Raw genomic sequence first — 17,297 nt, 5'->3', positions numbered from 1 at the left:
AAAGCTCCTGGTCGCTCTCAACGCCGCCTTCAGAGACAAAGCCAGCTTCCTGTCCCAGCCCCTCCTCATCGTGGAAAAACACAGTTGCTGAGGTGCGCGCTCATGAGCGCGCCTCGAAGGACGCAAGGCCAAGACGCGCCGCGCGAACACCCATCCCCCGATGGGTCCGCGCGGCGCGCGCCGGCGTCGCCCAAAGGGGAGGGAAAGGGCGTCGCCGCTTAAAACCTATCAAATGAATATGGTTTTAGTCCCGGCAGATTTTCTGGCCGCGTCGACAGATCATCGAACGACCCGAGAAACTGAAAACGGGGTCAGGAGTTCTGGCTCGCGTCGGTTGCGTCTGAGCTGTAGCCATGTCGTCAAGTTGTGAAGTTGCGAGCCTATAAGATGTGTCGATGTCATCCCCTCGTAGGGCGAATGCCGATCTGACCTCGACGTTTCGGGGCCGATTGACGCCCGAATAACCGCTCGTTCGCGCTGTTGGATCAGCGCTCCCAAATTCGATTTGCGTAAGGAGCTCGTGATGGCTCTGCTGATTTCCGTCGCCCCGGCCGAGCAGGGCTGGGCCGTGCGTTCCGAGGCCCTGGAGGCCGAACTGACCTTCGAACGTGGCGGTCGGGCCGAGGCCGCGGCCCGGGACCTGGCCAATCGCCTGGCCGCCTCGGGCCATGCCGCCGAGGTTCGGGTGTTCCTGCGCGACGGCGCTGAGGCGGGACGCTTCCTGCATCCGGCCCGCTGGGCGAGCTGAAGGCGCCCGAGCCGACTCTCAGCCCGGGCGGTCGGCTCAGGAGAAGGTGACGTCGACCCGGGCGTAGTGAAGGTTTATGCCCGCGACGCCGCCGCGGCGCAGGCCGCTTTCGATCAGCCGATAGGTCGCCAGGCTGTCGGCCGAGCCGGGAGCTGTCGTGGGAAGCGCGGCCACCGCGGCGGCGAAGGCCGCCTCGAACGACTTTCCATAGCCGATCTCTTCGGGCGGGGGCGTCCCGCCCTTGAGGGCGATGGCCGGCGGTTCGTCAAAGACGATGTCCTCGATCCCGATCGTATGGTGGCCGTCCGCGTCGTGAATCACGACGACCGGCGCGCCCGTCGGAAACCCGAAGATCTCTGACAGTTTGAAAGGCTTCAGGGCCGGCAGGGCGAACTGTGGCGTGTAGACCCAGAAGTCGAATTGCGGCGGGTAGATCTTGAGGGGGCTTTGCCGGATGTCCGGGATCTGGCTCACGCTCGACAGCGTGCCCCAGGCCTGGATGAGCAGGGCGCGTCCCAGGCGAAACGCCCGGTATTCGGCCCTTCCGTAACTTTCTGTGTAGCCGGGCGGCGGTCCGCTGGCGCTGCTGTTCGGGATCGGCGGGGGAACGGGCCAGATGCTGGGGCCTCCGGGCGAGGCCGAGACGCTGGCGGCGAGAGGAAAGGGGGTTTCGGGGCCACTTTGACGGTGCATGATCGTGTCCGAGCGCTGGATTTGAGGGGCGGACGCTAAGCAACTCGTACTCTCGCGATTGAACCATAAATTGATTTTTTTCGATAGGTTCGCCATAAAGTTTATTTAGACAATCGCCGCCTTTCCGGCGTCGCGGCGTTTGTCACAGCCACTCGTTCTTCTTGAACCGCCAGTAGAGCCACCCCACCACGCCGACGATCCCCACCATCACCGCCGGATAGCCCCATACCCAGCGCAGCTCGGGCATGTGTTCGAAGTTCATGCCGTAGATTCCGGCCACCGCCGTCGGCACGGCCAGGATGGCGGCCCAGGCGGCCAGCTTGCGGGTGATGGCGCTTTGCCGCTGCTGTTCCAGCAGGGAGGCGGCCTCGAACACCGAGGTGATCACCTCGCGCAGGGCGTCGACCATGCCCTCCACCTTCTGGGTGTGGTCGAGCACGTCGCGGAAATAGGGACGGACGTCGTCGTCCAGGCAGGGCGTCTCCAGGTGCTCCAGCCGTCCGCAGACCTCGGCCATGGGCGAGAGAACCCGCTTGAAGCGGATCAGGTCGCGCCGCAGGTGGAACAGGCGCTTGACCTCGCCGTGGCTGAGGAAGGCCTCCAGCGTGCGGCGCTCGATGTCCAGCACCTCGTCTTCCAGGGCCTGGATGATCGGCAGGTAGCCGTCGACCACGAAGTCGAGCACGGCGTGCAGCACGTAGTCCGAACCCTTGGCCAGCAGGGTCGGCGAGGCCTCCAGCTGGTCGCGCAGCTCCGTATGAGCCCGCGCCGAGCCGTGCCGGACGGTGATCAGGTGGCCCTGGCCGACGAAGATCGCCGTCTCGCCATAGGCGATCTGAGCGTCGACCAGCTGGGCGGTGCGGGCCACCACGAACAGCTCGCGGCCATAGACCTCGACCTTGGGCCGCTGGTGGGCGTTGAGCGCGTCCTCGATCGCCAGCGGATGCAGCTTGAAGCGGGTCCGCAGGCGGTCCAGCTCGGCCTCGCTGGGCTCGTAGAGGCCGATCCAGACGAACTCGCCCGGCTTGACGGCCAGGGCGTCGTCCTTGTCCAGGCTGATTGCGCGGACCCGGGCGCCGTCCTTGTAGACATAGGCCGCCACGACGCTCATCGGGATCCCCAACCGCTTGCCTGGTCCCGCAAGATGGGACCGTGAAGATTTCTCCGAGCCAACGCTTCGGCTTTCGTCCGGTTCATGTATAGCCTCTCGCCAACGCCGCGAACGCCGGTCATTATGGTTGCGGTAACAGTGTTTGATCGCCGGCCGCGGCGACGGGGGAAATGCGAATGGGAAGCGACGCCGCGCAAACGGTGAAGGGCGCCAAGGACGGTCGCGCCGTCGGGCGCAAGGACGCCCTGGTCATCGGAGCCGCCTCGGTCGGCACGGTGTTCGAGTGGTACGACTTCTACCTCTACGGCTCGCTGGCCACCTACATCACCAAGCACTTCTTCTCGGGGGTCAACGAGACCACGGGCTACATCTTCGCCCTGCTGGCCTTCGCGGCCGGCTTCGCGGTGCGGCCGTTCGGGGCTCTGGTGTTCGGCCGCCTGGGCGACCTGTGGGGCCGCAAGAACACGTTCCTGGTCACCATGCTCCTGATGGGCCTGTCGACCTTCACGGTCGGCCTGCTGCCCAGCTACGCCGCCATCGGCATCGCCGCGCCCATCGCCCTGGTGATCATGCGCCTGGTCCAGGGCCTGGCCCTGGGCGGCGAATACGGCGGCGCCGCCACCTATGTGGCCGAGCACGCCCCGCCCGGACGGCGCGGCTTCTACACCAGCTTCATCCAGGTGACCGCCACCTTCGGCCTGTTCCTCAGCCTGGTGGTGATCCTGCTGACCCGCAACGCGACCGGGGCCGACGCCTTCGAGGCCTTCGGCTGGCGTATCCCGTTCCTGATCTCGGTGCTGCTGCTGGGCGTGTCGCTGTGGATCCGCCTGCAACTGGCCGAAAGCCCATCGTTCCAGAAGATGGTCGACGAGGGCAAGGGCAGCAAGAAGCCCCTGGCCGACTCGTTCGCCAACTGGGGCAACCTGAAGATCGTGCTGCTGGCCCTGGTGGGGCTGACGGCCGGCCAGGCGGTGGTCTGGTACACCGGCCAGTTCTACGCCCTGTTCTTCCTGGAGAAGATGCTCAAGGTCGACGGCGGCACGACCAACCTGCTGGTGGCCGTCGCCCTGCTGATCGGCACGCCGTTCTTCGTGATCTTCGGCTGGCTGTCGGACAGGATCGGTCGCAAGCCGATCATCATGCTGGGCTGCATCCTGGCGGCCCTGACCTATTTCCCGCTGTTCAAGACCCTGACGACGGCCGCCAATCCTCAGCTGGCCGCCGCCGTGGCCTCCGCGCCGGTGACGGTCGTGGCTGACCCGGCCGACTGCTCGTTCCAGTTCGACCCGGTGGGCAAGACGGTGTTCAACCGCTCGTGCGACCTGGCCAAGTCGTACTTGGCCAAGGCCGGCGTGACCTACGCCAACCAGGCCGCCCCGGCCGGTTCGGTGGCCCAGGTGAAGATCGGCCAGAAGACCATCGCCTCGTTCCCGGGCCAGACCCTGGACAAGGCGACGTTCAAGGCCCGCAAGACGGCCTGGGAGAAGGAACTGGGCGCGGCGCTGAAGACCGCCGGCTATCCGGCCAAGGCCGACGACGCCCTGATCAACAAGCCTCTGGTGGTGGCGGTGCTGGCGATCCTGGTGCTGTACGTGACCATGGTCTATGGCCCGATCGCCGCCATGCTGGTCGAGCTGTTCCCGACCAACATCCGCTACACCTCGATGAGCCTGCCCTACCACATCGGCAACGGCTGGTTCGGGGGCTTCCTGCCGACCACGGCCTTCGCCATGGTCGCGGCGACGGGCAACATCTATTATGGCCTGTGGTACCCGATCGTGGTGGCCGCGGTGACCGCGGTGGTGGGCGTCCTGTTCCTCAAGGAAACCAAGGACGTCGATATCGAGGCGTAGCCCGAGGCGCGGCCTGGCGCGTGCTCAGCCGCGCGCCAGCAACCCGTCGATATGGGCGCCTTGGGCGGTCTCGCGGCGGGCGTCGAGATAGGCGGCGACCCGGTCCAGCATCTGCTCGGCCTGGTTCAGGCCGCCCAGGGCCCAGTCGATCTCGTTGACCGCCCGGTGGTCGCCCTGCAGGCGCTCGCGGGACGAGGTCAGGGCCTTCGTCGCCACCGCGTGCAGGGCGGTCATGTCGCGGCAGGCCTCGGCGGCCATCCAGCCGACCGCGGCCATCCGCCGGGCCCGGCGCAGCGCCGCCTCGGCGTCGCGTTGCCGGGCCTCGGCCTCGCGCAGGACGGCCTGGGCCCGACTCAGCTGGCGGGCGCCGCTCTCCGCGATCTGGCGCCTTTGCCGCCGTTCGCCGTCGCAGGCCGCCTTCATGTCGCGCAAGGCCTGCGCCAGGCGATCCCGCTCGGGCGCGCCGCCGGCTGTTTCCGCGAGATTCCGTTTTCCGAAGATCGCCATTTCCTTCCAAGTCTGACGAACCATAGAGTCCTCCAGGGGGCGCCTGGTCACCATGTCTCTTCGGAAATCTCTCGGATTGCTATGCGGCGAGTGCCAAAATCGCATCTATGCCTGGGTATTTTTCGTATTAATGAATAACGTCAAATTAACTATACCTAAAACTTGATTACCAAGCTAAGCCATTCAAAAGTTGTAATTTTCTCTGTTACTTCGATGCTTTCTAGTGGTTTCACCTTACTTACAACACAGATCGACCGTGGCATCGTTGGAGGGCGAATCGGGCGCGGCGACGGGTGCGGTCGTCTCAAGATCAGGGCGCGGACGCCATTGATCGCGTCGTCCCCGCCAGGAGAGGTCCGATGGACAAGGAAAGCGCGAAGGATCCCCATCTTCGATCCTGGTCGAGCATCGAGTGGGAGCAAGCCGAGGCGCCGGTCGATGGCGATCCGTCCGACGACGGGCTAGTCGCTGGAACGCTGGACGAGCGGCGGTCGTTCGGGGCGCGATCGGCGGCGATCGTCCTGGGTCAGGTCGTGGCCCGCGAGACCCGGGGCGCGCACGAGGTCTGGGCCCACGCCGCCGGGCGCGACCTGACGGTCACCCAGCTCACGCCGGAACCCTGCCGAGGCCATCTGCTACGGGCGACCCTGGGCGACATGGGTTTCGACGCCGGGGCGTTCGATGGCGATCTTCGTGTTCGAGGAATCGTCGACCAGAAGGCCTTCAGCCTGGTTTCGGTGATGGAGCAGGAGGGCGTGCTCAACCAGTGGGGCCACCGGGTGGAGGCGGGCGACATCATCGCCATCCCGCCGGGCGGCGAACTGGACGGGCGGTTCCAGGGTCACGTCGCCTATGCCGTCGTCACCGCGCCATGGGGCCTGGTGATGCAGCGGGCCGAAGCCTTCGAATGGCTGGCCGACCCCGGCTTCTGGACCGAGCCGGCCGTCTATTCGCCGCCCCCCGCGGCCCGGGCCGCCTGCAAGCGCGTGCTGCAGGGTTGCTCCAGCCTGTTGAGGGCCCTCGGCGGCGGCGTTCCGAGCGGCGCCGTCGCCTTCCTGCGCGACGAATTGCTGGACGGCGTAATGACGGCCTTGGCCGAGGTCCAGGTCGAGGGCGGAGTCCGGCGGGGCGTGCTGAACGCCGCTCGCATCGTGCGCGGCGCCGAGGATTTCGTGGAAGGCGGCGGCGCCCGCCAGGCCGTGCAGGTCGAAGACATCTGCCTGGCCCTGAACATCTCGCGCCGAACCCTGTATCGCGCCTTCCGCGACCTGCTCGACATCAGTCCAAAAGCCTATCTGCGCCTGAAGGCCATGTCGGCGGCCCGGGCCCGGCTGCTGGACGCGGCCGACCGGCCGACCACGGTCACCCAGGTGGCGCTGGACCAGGGTTTCTGGGAACTGGGACGGTTCGCCGGCGCCTACCGGGCCATGTTCGGCGAGTCGCCCTCCGAGACCCTGCGCACGGCCCAGGGCGACAGCCTTAGGCGTTGACAGCAACGGCCGACGCCGCCGACGCTCGGGTTGAGCGCATCGGGCGCTCTAGAGAAAATCGCGCGATTTGCTCTAGATTTTTGTTTTCGCATCGCTTTTGCGGAAAACCGGCATCCACTTTTCCGCGCGATGCTCTAGTCAGGATAGCGTTGATGGCCTCGCGATCGTTTTCTGCCCGCCTGGCGACTGAAGGCCCGGCCGAACCCGGCGTCGCCTAGTCTGCTGGACATGGGGAGCCGACCAACCGCCTTGGTGCTGTACAACTGGCGCGGCCAGTGGCCGATGCGCCGCTGGGAGCACCAACGCATCTTCGCCTGGAAGACCTGTTTCCCGGGACCGGTGACCTTCCTGAACATAGGATTTCCGTTCAACCCGACCTGGGTCTCCCAGCTGGATCCCGATCTGGTGATGGTCGACGCGACGGCCCTGGCCGCGCGGTACACCCCCATCGGTCTTGGGGGATTGCGACGGGCGATGGACGCGGTTCCGGCGCGAGCCCGGCGGGTCGCCGCGCCGCTGGACGAATTCCTCGGGCTCCAGGCGCTGCGCGCTCTGCTGGTCGAGACGCGGATCGACCTGCTGCTGACCGCGCTCGAACCAGTGCTATGGGACGAGGTCTATCCGGTCGACCAAAGATCATACGTCCTGAGGCGCTTCCTGACCGCCTATGTCGACGATCGTCTGATGCGGCGGTCGTCGAGCGACTTGGCGGGGCGGCCGATCTCCGTCAGCTATCGGGCCTGGGAGACGCCGGCCTGGCTGGGCGAGATGGGCCGGCTCAAGCGCGAGGTCGGGCTGAGGGCGGAGGCCTGGGCCCAAGCCGGCGGCCATCGCGCCGACGTGGCGGTCGACGGCCAGCGCCGGCTGGCGGGAGAGGCCTGGATCCGCCTGCTGGGCGCCAGCCGGGCCGTCGTCGGGGTCGAGGGCGGCTCCTCGATCGTTGATCCGAAGGGCGATCTGCTGACCAGCGACCTGGCGTCGGCGGGATCCGAGGGATGGACCCCGCCGTCCTCCGCCATCGTGCTGCCGAGGGGGGGCGAAATCCGCGCGATGTCGCCGCGCCATCTCGAGGCGGTGGCGACCCGGACTTTCCAGGTGCTGGTGGAGGGGGACTACAGCGGAGTCCTTGAAGCCGGCGTCCACTACCAGCCGGTGCGCCGCGACCTGTCCGACATCGACGCGGCCCTGGACCGCAGCCAGGACCCGCAGCGGGCTCAGGCGATGGTCGACCGCGCCCATGCCGAGATCGTGGCCTCCGGCCGCTACAGCTGGCGGACGGTGGTGGGCGACATCACCCGTCAGGTGCTGGCGTGAGACGGGGCTGGGGATTGCCGCTGTTCCTGCGGCTGCGCGACTGGAGCGCGTGGGCGGTGATCATCGTGGAATCGCACCTGCTGGCGGCCCCGCCCCCGGTGAAGCGCGCGCTGCGAGACCTCTCGCGCCTGCTGCGGCTGAAGCGATGGATCAGGATCGATTGAGGCTTCGCCGACCTGTCAACGGACGGGTTGGCGGGCGCGATCTCACCAGCCTAGTCGCAGGCGGCGCGCCAGGTCTGCCAAGCCCAGGCGGCGGACAGTCGCGCCGGCCAGCCGCCGGATCAGGGGAGGGCGCCGAATGTCGTGGGGGTTGTCGATCAGGTAGAAGGGGAAGGTCTCGCGGAACTTGGCGTCGGCGCGGTTGTCGACGACGGCGCGCGGTCGCCCGTCCGCCGCCTCGGCAATCCGGGCGTCGAACAGCTCGATCATCGTCCCATAGCCATAGGCCGGGTTCAGGGCGATCTCGGCATAGGCGTTGGTGATGATCTCGGCGACCCGCTCGGGATCGCGCAGGACGGCCGCCACCTCCGCCATGTTGCCGTGGTCCTTGTCGAGCGGGACATAGTGCCGCCAGGGCTCAAGAACGCCCGAATACCGTCCGGGATAGGCGATGATCAGGGTGCGCAGAGCGATCGCCTCGAAGACCCTGGGCGAGATCTGGGCGATGTCGATCTGGTCCTCGCGCCCGGCGAAGAACCGGTCGCGCAACATCTCGTAGGACGGTTTTCTCGTCAGGGCGGGGATCGGATGGGGACGCTCGACCAGGGCGGCGAAACTCTCCGTGCGGGCGGCCACGTCGCCGTCAAAGTCGAAGACGCTGGCGCCGCTCTCCACCGCCAGCACCGCCTGGCAGTTGCGGATGAACGTCACCCAGTCGCGGCCGTACAGCCGGCTGCGCTCCGACCAGGCGATGTCGGTCGAGATGCCGAACCGCGGGGCGTCGCGCTTGAACAGCTTGCCGATCCGGACTTTTTCCCGCCCCTGCTCGCCGTGCCAGGCCGGATAGGTCCGACCGCGATAGCCGACCATGGTCTTGCGGGCAGACAGGGGAAGGGGCGGATAATGGGTCAGCCGGTGCGGCACGTAGCCGGTCAGCACTTGCTGGGTGCGCAGGCCGGCGACGCGTCCATAGACCCGCTCGGCCTCGGCCGGGCCCAGGCAGGTAAACACCCAGTCCACCCCGCAGGCCTCCAGCGCGTCGAGGGTGGCGTTCACGAAGCGGTATTCGTCCTGGATGAACACCGCCTTGACCCCGCGAAAGGCCGCCAGGGCGCGGCGCGAACGCGGGCCGACGAAGGATTCCATCGCCAGGAACAGCGAATAGTGGATCACGACCACGTCGAAGGCCGACAGCTCCACGCCATCGAAGACTTCCCCCACCCGCGACAGCACGCGGACATCATGACGTGAATAGCGGACGAAGGCGTTGATGTGGTCGCAGACCATGGCCGCGTTGGCCGGGTCGTAGTTGCAGGCCAGAAGGATGCGAAGCGGCCGCGGCTCGCCCTGGGATCGGCTCCCGGTCGCGCGGTTCGGCGACGCATCATGACCGGGTGGCGGACCAGGCCGGTCGTGGGAGTCCTTCATCGGCCGGCTCCGGTCATCGCGCGCGGCGCGTCGAGATCCTCGCCGAGGAAGCGGGCGATCGTCGCGACGATCCGCTCGGCGGCGTCTCCCGCGCCATAGTCGTCGATCTCGCGCCGCGGCCGGTAGTCGTCCACCGTCCACAGCCGGTTCCAACCCGCGTCCACCGTCTCGCTCCATTCGGTGCCGTCGCGCAGGGTGACACAGGGCTTGCGATGAAAATAGGCCTCCTTCTGCAGGCCGCCGGAGTCGGTGAGCACCAGGGCGCAGCCGGCCAGCAGGCGCTGCATGTCGATCGGGCCCAGGGGCTCGATCACCGTCAGGCCGGCCAGGTCAACCCCGAACCGGCCGGCCGCCTGGCGGGTGCGCGGATGCAGCGGCAGCACCACGGCCTGGCGGGCGGCGTGCTGGCGCAGATAGCTCACGGCGCGGGCCAGGCTGATGGCGCTGTCGGTCGTCGCCGCCCGATGCAGGGTGGCGACGGCGTAGGCGCCGGGTGTCAGCTTCAGGCGGCGCAGGACGCCGTCGCCCTGGTCCGGCAGGGCGGCCATGGCCAGGACCGCGTCCTGCATCACGTCGCCGACATGGAAAACGCCCTCCACCAGCCCCTCGCGCGCCAGGTGGCCGACCGCGGCCCGGGTGGGGGCGAACAGCAGCCGGCTCAGGTGGTCGACGACCACGCGGTTGGTCTCTTCCGGCATGGACCGGTCGAAGACCCGCAGGCCCGCCTCGACATGGGCCACCGGCACGCCGGCCTTGGCCGCCGCCAGCGCCCCGGCCAGGGTGGAATTGGTGTCGCCGTAGACGATCACCAGGTCCGGTGCGTGGCGGGCGATCACCCCATCGAGAGCCGCCAGCATCCGTCCGGTCATCTCGCCGTGCGAGCCGCCGTGGATCCCCAGGTTCTCGGCCGGCTCGGGCAGGTCCAGCTGGCGAAAGACGCTGTCGGACAAGGCCGCGTCATGGTGCTGGCCGGTATGGATCATCACCTCGGCCAGGCCGGACGTGCGGGCGATGGCGCGGCTGACCGGCATGGCCTTGACGAACTGGGGCCGCGCGCCGACGACGGTCAGCAAACGGCCCGTGGAGCCGGTCGTCACGACGGCTGCTCCGCGTGTCCCTGGGCCAGGCGGGCCCGCACCCGCGCCACCACGCGATCCAGGCCCTCGTCCAGCGAGACCTTCGGCGTCACGCCCAGCAGATCGCGCATCCGGGCCAGGCTGGGCTGCTTGGCGGCGGTCATCCGGGCAGGCAGGTCGCGCAGGGTGATCAGCGACCGCGGGGCGTCCAGCCGCGTCCTGAGCCCTTCGGCCAGGGCCTCGATCGGCGCGACGTCGGGATGGCCGATATTGATCACCGCATGATCCTCGACCCCGGCGGCGGCCTCGATGGCCCGCACGGCGTCGGAGATGTGCAGCCAGCCCCTGGCGGCGCCGCGGTGGACCTCGATCGGACGCCCGCGCGCCAGGTCGTGGGCGAAGCGGATCATCGCCGAGCGGTGGTCGCCGAAGTCCTCGTTCTCGTCATAGATCATGAACGGCCGCAAGGTGACCGCGCGCAGGCCGTGCTGGGCGACCTCGTAGTCGACCAGCTGCTCGCCCAGCAGCTTGGTCAGGCCGTAGCGGTTGTTGGGCCGCGGAACCGTGGCGACCTCGTCCATCGGGCCGTCGGTGGGGCCATAGACCTCGGAGGTCGAGAAATAGACCAGCCTGGCGTCGGCGGCCTGGGCCAGCAGGATCACGTTGTTCAGCCCGCCCAGATTGGTGCTGACCGCCAGGCTGGAGGCCTGCTCGCAGGTCACCCGGCTGACCACGGCGGCCAGGGCGAAGATCACGTCCGGCTTCCAGCGCAGGGTGGGCGTCAGGTCGGCGGGCTGGTTGATGTCGACCTGCAGATAGTCCTTGCGCCAGCCGGGCTTGATGTCGGCGCACAGCACCTCCCAGCCCTCGGCGCGCAGGTGGGCCGCCAGGGGCTTGCCGATATTGCCTTCCGATCCGATGACCAGGGCCCGTTTCATCCGACGCTCGCTGCTGGTTCTTCACGGGGGGTGTCGGGCGGGTCTTCGCCAAAGCCCGAAAGATTGATCACGCGCCGCAGACCGACTTGATCGCCCATGGGCCGCTCGGCGTAGCGGTCGCCGGTGCGGGGGCAGACCAGGTCGGCGCCCAGCACTTCGCCGGCATGGCTGACCCAGCCGACACGGCGCGCGGGCACGCCGGCCATCAGGGCCAGGGGCGGGACGTCGTGGGTCACCACCGCTCCGGCGGCGATCAGGCACCAGGCGCCCAGGTCATGGCCGCAGACGATCGTCGCATTGGCCCCGATCGTCGCGCCGCGCCCCACCCGGGTGGGGCGGAACTCGGCCTTGCGGTCGATCTCGGCGCGCGGCGTGGTCACATTGGTGAAAACACAACTGGGACCGCAGAACACCCCCTCCTCCAGGACAACGCCGGCATAGAGGCTGACATTGTTCTGCACCTTGCAGCGGTCGCCCACCACCACGCCGGGAGCGATCGCCACGTTCTGGCCGATCACGCAGTCCTCGCCGATCCGGGCCCCGGCCGCGACATGGCTGAACCGCCAGACCCGCGTGCCGGCGCCCAGCACCGCGCCGGGCTCGACCTCGGCCGAGGGATGGACCCAGGCGGGCGGGCGGTCTCCTGAGGCCTCGACCGCCACCTCAGGCCTTCACGATCTTGCCGGCCAGGGCGGGATCGACCCCAGCGGCGGCGTTGCGGGTGTCGATCACCAGCGGCGTCTCGCGGACCAGGCGGCCATAGTCGAGCGCGTCGTGGTCGGTGACGATGATGGCGCAATCGAAGCCGGCCAGCGTGTCGCGGCCGATGTCGATCGACTGCATCAAGGTGTCGCCGACGACCAGTTCCGGGGCCAGCGGGTCATGATAACTGACCCGGGCCCCGTGGCTACGCAGGATCTCGATGATGTCGCGGGCCGGGGTTTCGCGGGTGTCGTCGACATTGCGCTTGTAGGCCACGCCCACGACCAGGACGTGGGCGCCGATTGGAGAGCGGTTGCGCGCGGCCAGGGCTTCCAGGGTCTTGTCGACCACGCGCCGAGGCATGGCCCGCGAGATTTCCCCCGCCAGCTCGACCATCCTCAGGCTGGCTCCTTCGGCCTTGGCGCGCCAGGCCAGGTAGAACGGGTCCACCGGGATGCAATGGCCGCCGACCCCGGGGCCGGGGAAGAACGGCATGTAGCCGAAGGGCTTGGTCTGGGCCGCCTGGATCACCTCCCAGATATCGATGCCCAGGGCCTCGAAGCTGACCTTGAGCTCGTTGGCCAGGGCGATGTTGACGAACCGGAACACGTTCTCGGTCAGCTTGACCGCTTCGGCGGTGCGCGTGTCGCCAACGGGAACCGTAACGGTGATCGCGTCATAGAGCGCGCAGGCCACGCGGCGTTCGGCCTCGGAGTCCGCGCCGACGATCTTGGGGATCGAGGCGGTGGTGAAGGCGGGGTTGCCGGGATCCTCGCGCTCGGGCGAAAAGGCCAGGGCGAAGTCGCGGCCGGCCCGCAGGCCCGAGCGCTCCAGGATCGGCTTGAGCACCTCTGTGGTGGCGCCAGGAAAGGTGGTGGACTCCAGAACGACCAGCTGGCCCGGCCGCAACACGTCCGCCAGGGTCTCGGCGGCCTCGACCACGTGGCCGAGGTCGGGCGCGTTGTGCGAGGTGATCGGGGTCGGCACGCAGATCAGCACGGCGTCGGCGCGGGCCAGGATGTCCGGCGCGCTGGTGGTGACGAAGCCCTGCTCGCCCATGGCCGCCACGCGGGCGTCGGCGAAATGGTTCAGGTAGGACGCGCCCCTGGACAGGCTGGCCAGGCGGGTCTCGTCCAGATCAAAGCCGATCACGCGGAAACCCGCCGTGCAGAACGCCTCCGACAGCGGCAGGCCGACATAGCCCATGCCGACCACGCCGATCACCGCCTCGCGTTGCAGGATTTTCCGGGTCAGGGCTTGAAAGTTCGGCGCCAGGTCATCGGCGGCGTGCAATGGAAACGTCGGAATGTGAACGTTCATCGGCCCCTCGTGGTCGGGGCGTTCTTATTTGAGATCGATGCGCCCCTCGACATGGCGCGGATCGTAACCGGCGAAACCCTCTACGGGAAGGGCGTTTATCTGGGGTATATTGACCTAAGGCGGGGTCGCATTTGATATTGTACTGATATATTCGCGGATGAATACTTTTGATCGCAAAGTGTTGGAACGATGTTATGTGAAGTGGCGGGAGGTCGTCCGGCCGATTGGACTAGCTCTGGGTTGATTTTGGGTCTCGATTCAATTGCAGTTGAACCCGTTGAAGCACGCGCTGCACGCGAACACCTTCATCGATGCTCGTCAAAGGGGTTTGCCTGGTCTGGCAAGATTGGATGAAGTGTCGGATTTCTCTGGTCAGGGGTGGTTCGGCCGCCAGATCGACGAAGCGCGGCTCGGCGCCAGAAGCGACCGGGCCGGCGTCGGTCAGGGTCACGACCTGGTCGCGTCGCATCAGCTTTTCCGGCCAGGGGCGGACGTCGTCGAACACCAGGGCGCCGGTCTCGCCGACCACCACCAGCTTCTGCTCCTTGAATGGGCTGAGCCAGCTGGCGGCGATGTGGGCGTGGAAGTCGCCTGAGGCCAGCTGGAAGCCGAGATCGGCGTGGACCTCGTCGGCGACGCCGGGCGTGACGAAGGCGCGACCGGTCGCCCCAACTCTGGCTGGCTCGCCCTCGGCCAGGGCCAGGATCATCGAGACGTCGTGCGGCGCCAGGCTGAGAAAGGCGTTCTCGTGCGTGCGGATGCGGCCGAGGCTCAGCCGCGAGGCGGTGACGTAGCGCAGGGCGCCGATCTCGCCGCGGGCCACGATCGCCGCCAAGGCCTCGAACGCCGGGTGATAGCGCAGCAGGTGGCCGATCATGAACACCCGGTCCGAACGCGCCACGTCGGCGGCCAGGGCCTCGGCCTCGGCGAGGTCGGAGGCCAGGGGCTTTTCGACGAAGACGTCCTTGCCGTGGTCCAGGGCCAGACGGCAGAGCGCGGCGTGGGCGGGGGCCGGGGCGGCGATGATCATTGCGTCCAGGCGTGGGTCTTCCAGGGCCTGGGTCACGGGGAGGGCGGGAACCCGCCACGTGTCGGCCTGGCTGCGAGCGGCTGCGGCGTCGGTGTCGACCACCGCGCCCAGCACGCCTAGTTCCGCGCAGGTCCGGATCAGGTTCCGGCCCCACGCTCCGCAGCCGACCACCGCGACCCGGGTCAAGACACAGGGCTCGGCGTTTGGGAATGGGTCGTCGAGCAGAGAGTCAGGTACGTCTCGTCCGCCCCGGTCAGGGCGAAACCCAGCCGGTGATAGAGCCGCTGGGCCGCCAGGTTGTCGCGGGCCACCTGCAGCGTCACCGGCCTCCCGGCCGCGGCGGCCTCGTCCATCAGCGCGCGCAGGATCGCCCCGCCGATCCCCTGGCCGCGCCGTTCGGGGACCACGGCGATGTCGATCAGGTGCAGGGCGTCGGCGCTTCGGTCGGTGGCCAGCCGCCCGACCGGCTCGGCGTTCACTGTGACGATCTCAAGCCGGGCCCGTGGATAGGCCGCGCGGTAGCCCTGGGTCTGGGCGTGGAACTGCTGCTCCATGATCTGGGCCAACATGTCGGCGGGCAGGGGAAGCTGGTCCCATCCCGGACCGCGGGAGGTCCGAAACAGCGCCAGGCGGAAGGCCGCGTCGGCCTCGACTTCGGGACGCAGGGCGATGCGGATCGGTCCGCCGGCTTGGAGCGTCCTTGCATCCTCGAGGCGCGATGCGCCAAGGTCTTCCCGTTCAGGTGGCGAGGTCGTCATAGTGGCCGCGCTTCGCTTCCTATCCGAGGGATTTCATGACCGCCGACTTCGTCGTCCTGACCGCAGACACCTTCGCCCCCCATGTGGGAACCGCGTTCAAGGTCGAGGGCGGTCGCCATGTGCTGTCGCTGAGCGAAGTCGAGCGGCTGGAGAACCAGCCCGGCCACGGCGATCCGGCCTTCCAGCCCTTCACGCTGATCTTCAGCGGTCCTTCCGGCGACCTGCTCGCCGAGGGGATGCATACGCTCACGCCCGAGGGCGGCGCGCAAGCGGGCGGGGCGGCGTACGACCTTTACCTGATCCCGGTCCATACGCCCACGCCGGGGCGGCAGGACTACCAGGCCGTGTTCAACTGACGCCATGCGAGGGAGCCAGGAGACCTAGTTCCGCGAGGGGAAGATTCCCTGCAGGGCGATGCAGATGTTCAGCGTCAGGAACGGCTGGCGGTTCTCGTGCGGCTGGCTGCCGCCCGCCGTCCCCAGGGCCTGGGGCGCCATCGGCGCCATCGGCGACAGGACGGTGCTGTACATGTTGAACGCGATGGGCGAACCGGAGCTCGGCTTGCCGTAGGTCTGCCCGAAACTGTTGCCGGCCGCGGCGGCCGAGGTGTTGGCGGTTCCGGCGTTGGTGGCGTCGACCTTCAGGAAGTGCAGGTGCTGCGGCATTTCGGTCTGGATCAGGGTGTGGCTGTATTCGCCCACGATTTCACCCTGGACATAGCCTTGACCTGGATGGGCCGGGACCATCGTGCGCAGGTCCGGCAGGGCGAAGTTCGTGGTGCCGTTGCCGCCGTACGTCGTGCCCAGCAGCGAGAACAGCGCCTGGTTCTGGTTGATGGGCAGCAGCTGACCGTTGCACTGAGCCCAGTATTTCGGAGCGAAGTTGAAGGACATGATCCGCAACTCGCCCATGTACGGCGTACCCATGAGTCTCTCTCCTCGTGTCCGTCGCGGCGGATCAGTTGCGGGCGGGGAAGATGCCCTGCAGGGCGATGCAGTAGTTCAGGAACAGTGTCGGCATCATGTTGTTGTGCGGGAGCGAGCCGCCGGCCACGCCAATGCTTTGGGCCGGCAGCTGCGTGGCGGGACTGTTCACCGGGCTGTAGAACAGGCCCCGGCTGTTTTGCTGGAAGTTGCCGGCGAAGGCCTGGGCGGGCTGGTTGTTGGCCGCGGTGGTGACGGTCCCGTTCGTCGTGGTCACCATCGGCGCATGGCTGTGCGCCGGAATCTCGGTCTGGATCAGCGTCACGTTCGGCTCGCCGCCGACCTGGCCCAGGTCGTAGACCGACAGGCCGGGGCCCGGCTGGTTGCGGCCGACGTGGAGCGGGATGCTGCCCATCAGGTTGGGCAGGGCGAAGTTGCTGGTGCCGTTGCCGCCATAGGTGGTGCCCAGCAGCGAGAACAGCGCGGTGTTCTGCGAGATCGGCAGCAGCTGGCCGTTGCACTGGGCCCAGCCCTTCGGGGCGAAGTTGAAGCCGAAAATGCGGATCTCCGCGACGAATTGATCACTCATCTCATTGAGTCTCCAGAAGATCTTCGGGCGGGAGGGTCAGCTCTGGGTCGGATAGATCCCGTAGAGCGAGATGATGAAATTGACGCCCAGATAGGGTTGCATGTTGTCGTGGGGCTGGTTGCCGCCGACGGGCGTCGTGGAGGCGGCGGTCAGGGCGATCTGGTTGGCCGCGGCGTAGGGCTGGTAGCCGTTGAGCGTCGTCCCCGTGGGCCCCTGGTCCGACAGCATGGTCTGGGCGGTCGGCGTGCTTACGGCCCCCGCCGTCGAGGCCGCGAACAGCGCGTGGGTGTGCTGGGGCATCTGCTGGGTGGTCAAGGTGACGCTCTCGACGCCGGCCAACTCGCCGATGATGTAGGTCTGGCCGTTCTTCGAGCCCTGGTGGGTGGGGACCCGGCCGCGCAGGTCCGGCAGGCCGAAGGTCGACTGCCCGTCGCCGCCGTAGGTGGTGCCGATCAGGTTGAACAGGGTGTCGTACTCGGAGATCGCCAACAGTTGGCCATCGCACATCGCCCATCCCAGAGGCGGAAAGTTGCCCGCGAATATGCGGATCTCACCAACGTAAGGCTGGCCCATGTCTGCTCCCTCGCTCCCAGAATGTCGTTGTGCAAGCTCGACGCGCGCGAAAGGTCACTAAACCACAAGTAGTCAGTCACGTC

Annotated in this window: 19 protein-coding genes; 6 read left to right on the top strand and 13 right to left on the bottom strand. The window is 67.8% G+C overall.

The window, feature by feature from the left end; all coding sequences use genetic code 11:
• The first annotated feature begins 523 nt into the window (after nt 1-523).
• A complete protein-coding gene (locus tag EV278_RS07350; RefSeq protein WP_056762018.1) occupies nt 524-748 on the top strand; it encodes a hypothetical protein in 225 nt (74 codons plus the stop codon).
• Between the two features lie 36 nt (nt 749-784).
• Here EV278_RS07350 and EV278_RS07345 read toward each other — a convergent pair whose 3' ends face one another.
• Nucleotides 785-1,537: a hypothetical protein gene (locus EV278_RS07345; RefSeq protein ID WP_243692117.1), complete on the bottom strand. Its 753-nt coding sequence runs from the start codon at nt 1,535-1,537 to the stop codon at nt 785-787.
• 46 nt (nt 1,538-1,583) lie between these two features.
• Nucleotides 1,584-2,552, bottom strand: a complete 969-nt coding sequence (gene corA / locus EV278_RS07340; protein WP_132088740.1) for a magnesium/cobalt transporter CorA — start codon at nt 2,550-2,552, stop codon at nt 1,584-1,586.
• 176 nt (nt 2,553-2,728) lie between these two features.
• Here corA and EV278_RS07335 point away from each other — a divergent pair, with 176 nt between their 5' ends.
• Nucleotides 2,729-4,405 (top strand): MFS transporter, encoded by a 1,677-nt coding sequence (locus EV278_RS07335; protein ID WP_132088737.1) that lies wholly within the window; start codon nt 2,729-2,731, stop codon nt 4,403-4,405.
• Nucleotides 4,406-4,429: 24 nt separating this feature from the next.
• Here the strand turns inward: EV278_RS07335 and EV278_RS07330 are convergent, their stop codons facing one another.
• The gene (locus EV278_RS07330; protein ID WP_243692116.1) at nt 4,430-4,936 is read right to left on the bottom strand and encodes a hypothetical protein; all 507 of its coding nucleotides are present in this window, start codon (nt 4,934-4,936) and stop codon (nt 4,430-4,432) included.
• 335 nt (nt 4,937-5,271) lie between these two features.
• Between EV278_RS07330 and EV278_RS07325 the strand changes: the two genes are divergently transcribed.
• The 3 genes from EV278_RS07325 to EV278_RS23930 all read left to right on the top strand — a co-directional run bounded on the left by EV278_RS07325 (nt 5,272) and on the right by EV278_RS23930 (nt 7,880).
• The gene (locus EV278_RS07325) at nt 5,272-6,402 is read left to right on the top strand and encodes a helix-turn-helix domain-containing protein (RefSeq protein ID WP_132088735.1); all 1,131 of its coding nucleotides are present in this window, start codon (nt 5,272-5,274) and stop codon (nt 6,400-6,402) included.
• A gap of 252 nt (nt 6,403-6,654) precedes the next feature.
• Nucleotides 6,655-7,716, top strand: a complete 1,062-nt coding sequence (locus EV278_RS07320) for a hypothetical protein (protein WP_243692122.1) — start codon at nt 6,655-6,657, stop codon at nt 7,714-7,716.
• 14 nt (nt 7,717-7,730) lie between these two features.
• Nucleotides 7,731-7,880 (top strand): hypothetical protein, encoded by a 150-nt coding sequence (locus EV278_RS23930; protein ID WP_165916548.1) that lies wholly within the window; start codon nt 7,731-7,733, stop codon nt 7,878-7,880.
• A 42-nt stretch (nt 7,881-7,922) separates the two neighbouring features.
• Here EV278_RS23930 and EV278_RS07315 read toward each other — a convergent pair whose 3' ends face one another.
• From EV278_RS07315 to EV278_RS07285, 7 genes are all read right to left on the bottom strand, one after another.
• Nucleotides 7,923-9,305, bottom strand: coding sequence for a hypothetical protein (locus EV278_RS07315; RefSeq protein WP_132088729.1), 1,383 nt, complete (start codon nt 9,303-9,305; stop codon nt 7,923-7,925).
• Entirely contained in the window at nt 9,302-10,402 is a 1,101-nt protein-coding gene (gene wecB / locus EV278_RS07310) for a UDP-N-acetylglucosamine 2-epimerase (non-hydrolyzing) (protein ID WP_243692115.1), read from the bottom strand. The genes EV278_RS07315 and wecB overlap by 4 nt, the downstream gene beginning before the upstream one ends.
• A complete protein-coding gene (locus tag EV278_RS07305) occupies nt 10,399-11,319 on the bottom strand; it encodes an NAD(P)-dependent oxidoreductase (RefSeq protein WP_132088726.1) in 921 nt (306 codons plus the stop codon). The genes wecB and EV278_RS07305 overlap by 4 nt, the downstream gene beginning before the upstream one ends.
• Complete coding sequence (locus EV278_RS07300) at nt 11,316-11,981, bottom strand: acyltransferase (RefSeq protein WP_132088723.1); 666 nt, start codon at nt 11,979-11,981, stop codon at nt 11,316-11,318. Before EV278_RS07300 ends, EV278_RS07305 begins: the two co-directional genes overlap by 4 nt.
• Nucleotide 11,982: 1 nt before the next feature.
• On the bottom strand, nt 11,983-13,341 hold the full coding sequence (locus EV278_RS07295) for a nucleotide sugar dehydrogenase (protein WP_243692114.1): 1,359 nt from the start codon (nt 13,339-13,341) through the stop codon (nt 11,983-11,985).
• 229 nt (nt 13,342-13,570) lie between these two features.
• The gene (locus EV278_RS07290; protein ID WP_243692113.1) at nt 13,571-14,557 is read right to left on the bottom strand and encodes a Gfo/Idh/MocA family oxidoreductase; all 987 of its coding nucleotides are present in this window, start codon (nt 14,555-14,557) and stop codon (nt 13,571-13,573) included.
• Nucleotides 14,554-15,129: a GNAT family N-acetyltransferase gene (locus EV278_RS07285; protein WP_132088718.1), complete on the bottom strand. Its 576-nt coding sequence runs from the start codon at nt 15,127-15,129 to the stop codon at nt 14,554-14,556. The genes EV278_RS07290 and EV278_RS07285 overlap by 4 nt, the downstream gene beginning before the upstream one ends.
• A 35-nt stretch (nt 15,130-15,164) precedes the next feature.
• Between EV278_RS07285 and EV278_RS07280 the strand changes: the two genes are divergently transcribed.
• On the top strand, nt 15,165-15,485 hold the full coding sequence (locus EV278_RS07280; protein ID WP_132088715.1) for a hypothetical protein: 321 nt from the start codon (nt 15,165-15,167) through the stop codon (nt 15,483-15,485).
• A gap of 24 nt (nt 15,486-15,509) precedes the next feature.
• Here the strand turns inward: EV278_RS07280 and EV278_RS07275 are convergent, their stop codons facing one another.
• The 3 genes from EV278_RS07275 to EV278_RS07265 are packed head-to-tail and all read right to left on the bottom strand — an operon-like array spanning nt 15,510 to nt 17,214.
• The gene (locus tag EV278_RS07275) at nt 15,510-16,055 is read right to left on the bottom strand and encodes a tail fiber protein (protein ID WP_165916547.1); all 546 of its coding nucleotides are present in this window, start codon (nt 16,053-16,055) and stop codon (nt 15,510-15,512) included.
• 31 nt (nt 16,056-16,086) lie between these two features.
• Nucleotides 16,087-16,641: a tail fiber protein gene (locus EV278_RS07270; RefSeq protein ID WP_132088712.1), complete on the bottom strand. Its 555-nt coding sequence runs from the start codon at nt 16,639-16,641 to the stop codon at nt 16,087-16,089.
• A gap of 36 nt (nt 16,642-16,677) precedes the next feature.
• On the bottom strand, nt 16,678-17,214 hold the full coding sequence (locus EV278_RS07265) for a tail fiber protein (RefSeq protein WP_132088709.1): 537 nt from the start codon (nt 17,212-17,214) through the stop codon (nt 16,678-16,680).
• Nucleotides 17,215-17,297: the final 83 nt, after the last annotated feature.

It is taken from the genome of Caulobacter sp. BK020 (assembly GCF_004342605.1).
Taxonomy (GTDB): domain Bacteria; phylum Pseudomonadota; class Alphaproteobacteria; order Caulobacterales; family Caulobacteraceae; genus Caulobacter.
The sequence above is the reverse complement of the archived record's forward strand: the minus strand, read 5'-3'. Positions and strand labels throughout refer to the sequence as shown.

What these genes read in the sequence shown, in the direction of transcription:
- EV278_RS07270 (WP_132088712.1), bottom strand. Translation starts at nt 16,641, where the DNA reads ATGAGTGATCAATTCGTCGCGGAGATCCGCATTTTCGGCTTCAACTTC.
- EV278_RS07330 (WP_243692116.1), bottom strand. Translation starts at nt 4,936, where the DNA reads ATGGTTCGTCAGACTTGGAAGGAAATGGCGATCTTCGGAAAACGGAAT.
- EV278_RS07280 (WP_132088715.1), top strand. Translation starts at nt 15,165, where the DNA reads ATGACCGCCGACTTCGTCGTCCTGACCGCAGACACCTTCGCCCCCCAT.
- EV278_RS07295 (WP_243692114.1), bottom strand. Translation starts at nt 13,341, where the DNA reads ATGAACGTTCACATTCCGACGTTTCCATTGCACGCCGCCGATGACCTG.
- EV278_RS07265 (WP_132088709.1), bottom strand. Translation starts at nt 17,214, where the DNA reads ATGGGCCAGCCTTACGTTGGTGAGATCCGCATATTCGCGGGCAACTTT.
- EV278_RS07345 (WP_243692117.1), bottom strand. Translation starts at nt 1,537, where the DNA reads ATGGCGAACCTATCGAAAAAAATCAATTTATGGTTCAATCGCGAGAGT.
- EV278_RS07285 (WP_132088718.1), bottom strand. Translation starts at nt 15,129, where the DNA reads ATGACGACCTCGCCACCTGAACGGGAAGACCTTGGCGCATCGCGCCTC.
- corA (WP_132088740.1), bottom strand. Translation starts at nt 2,552, where the DNA reads ATGAGCGTCGTGGCGGCCTATGTCTACAAGGACGGCGCCCGGGTCCGC.
- EV278_RS07350 (WP_056762018.1), top strand. Translation starts at nt 524, where the DNA reads ATGGCTCTGCTGATTTCCGTCGCCCCGGCCGAGCAGGGCTGGGCCGTG.
- EV278_RS07325 (WP_132088735.1), top strand. Translation starts at nt 5,272, where the DNA reads ATGGACAAGGAAAGCGCGAAGGATCCCCATCTTCGATCCTGGTCGAGC.
- EV278_RS07305 (WP_132088726.1), bottom strand. Translation starts at nt 11,319, where the DNA reads ATGAAACGGGCCCTGGTCATCGGATCGGAAGGCAATATCGGCAAGCCC.
- EV278_RS07315 (WP_132088729.1), bottom strand. Translation starts at nt 9,305, where the DNA reads ATGAAGGACTCCCACGACCGGCCTGGTCCGCCACCCGGTCATGATGCG.
- EV278_RS07335 (WP_132088737.1), top strand. Translation starts at nt 2,729, where the DNA reads ATGGGAAGCGACGCCGCGCAAACGGTGAAGGGCGCCAAGGACGGTCGC.
- EV278_RS07275 (WP_165916547.1), bottom strand. Translation starts at nt 16,055, where the DNA reads ATGGGTACGCCGTACATGGGCGAGTTGCGGATCATGTCCTTCAACTTC.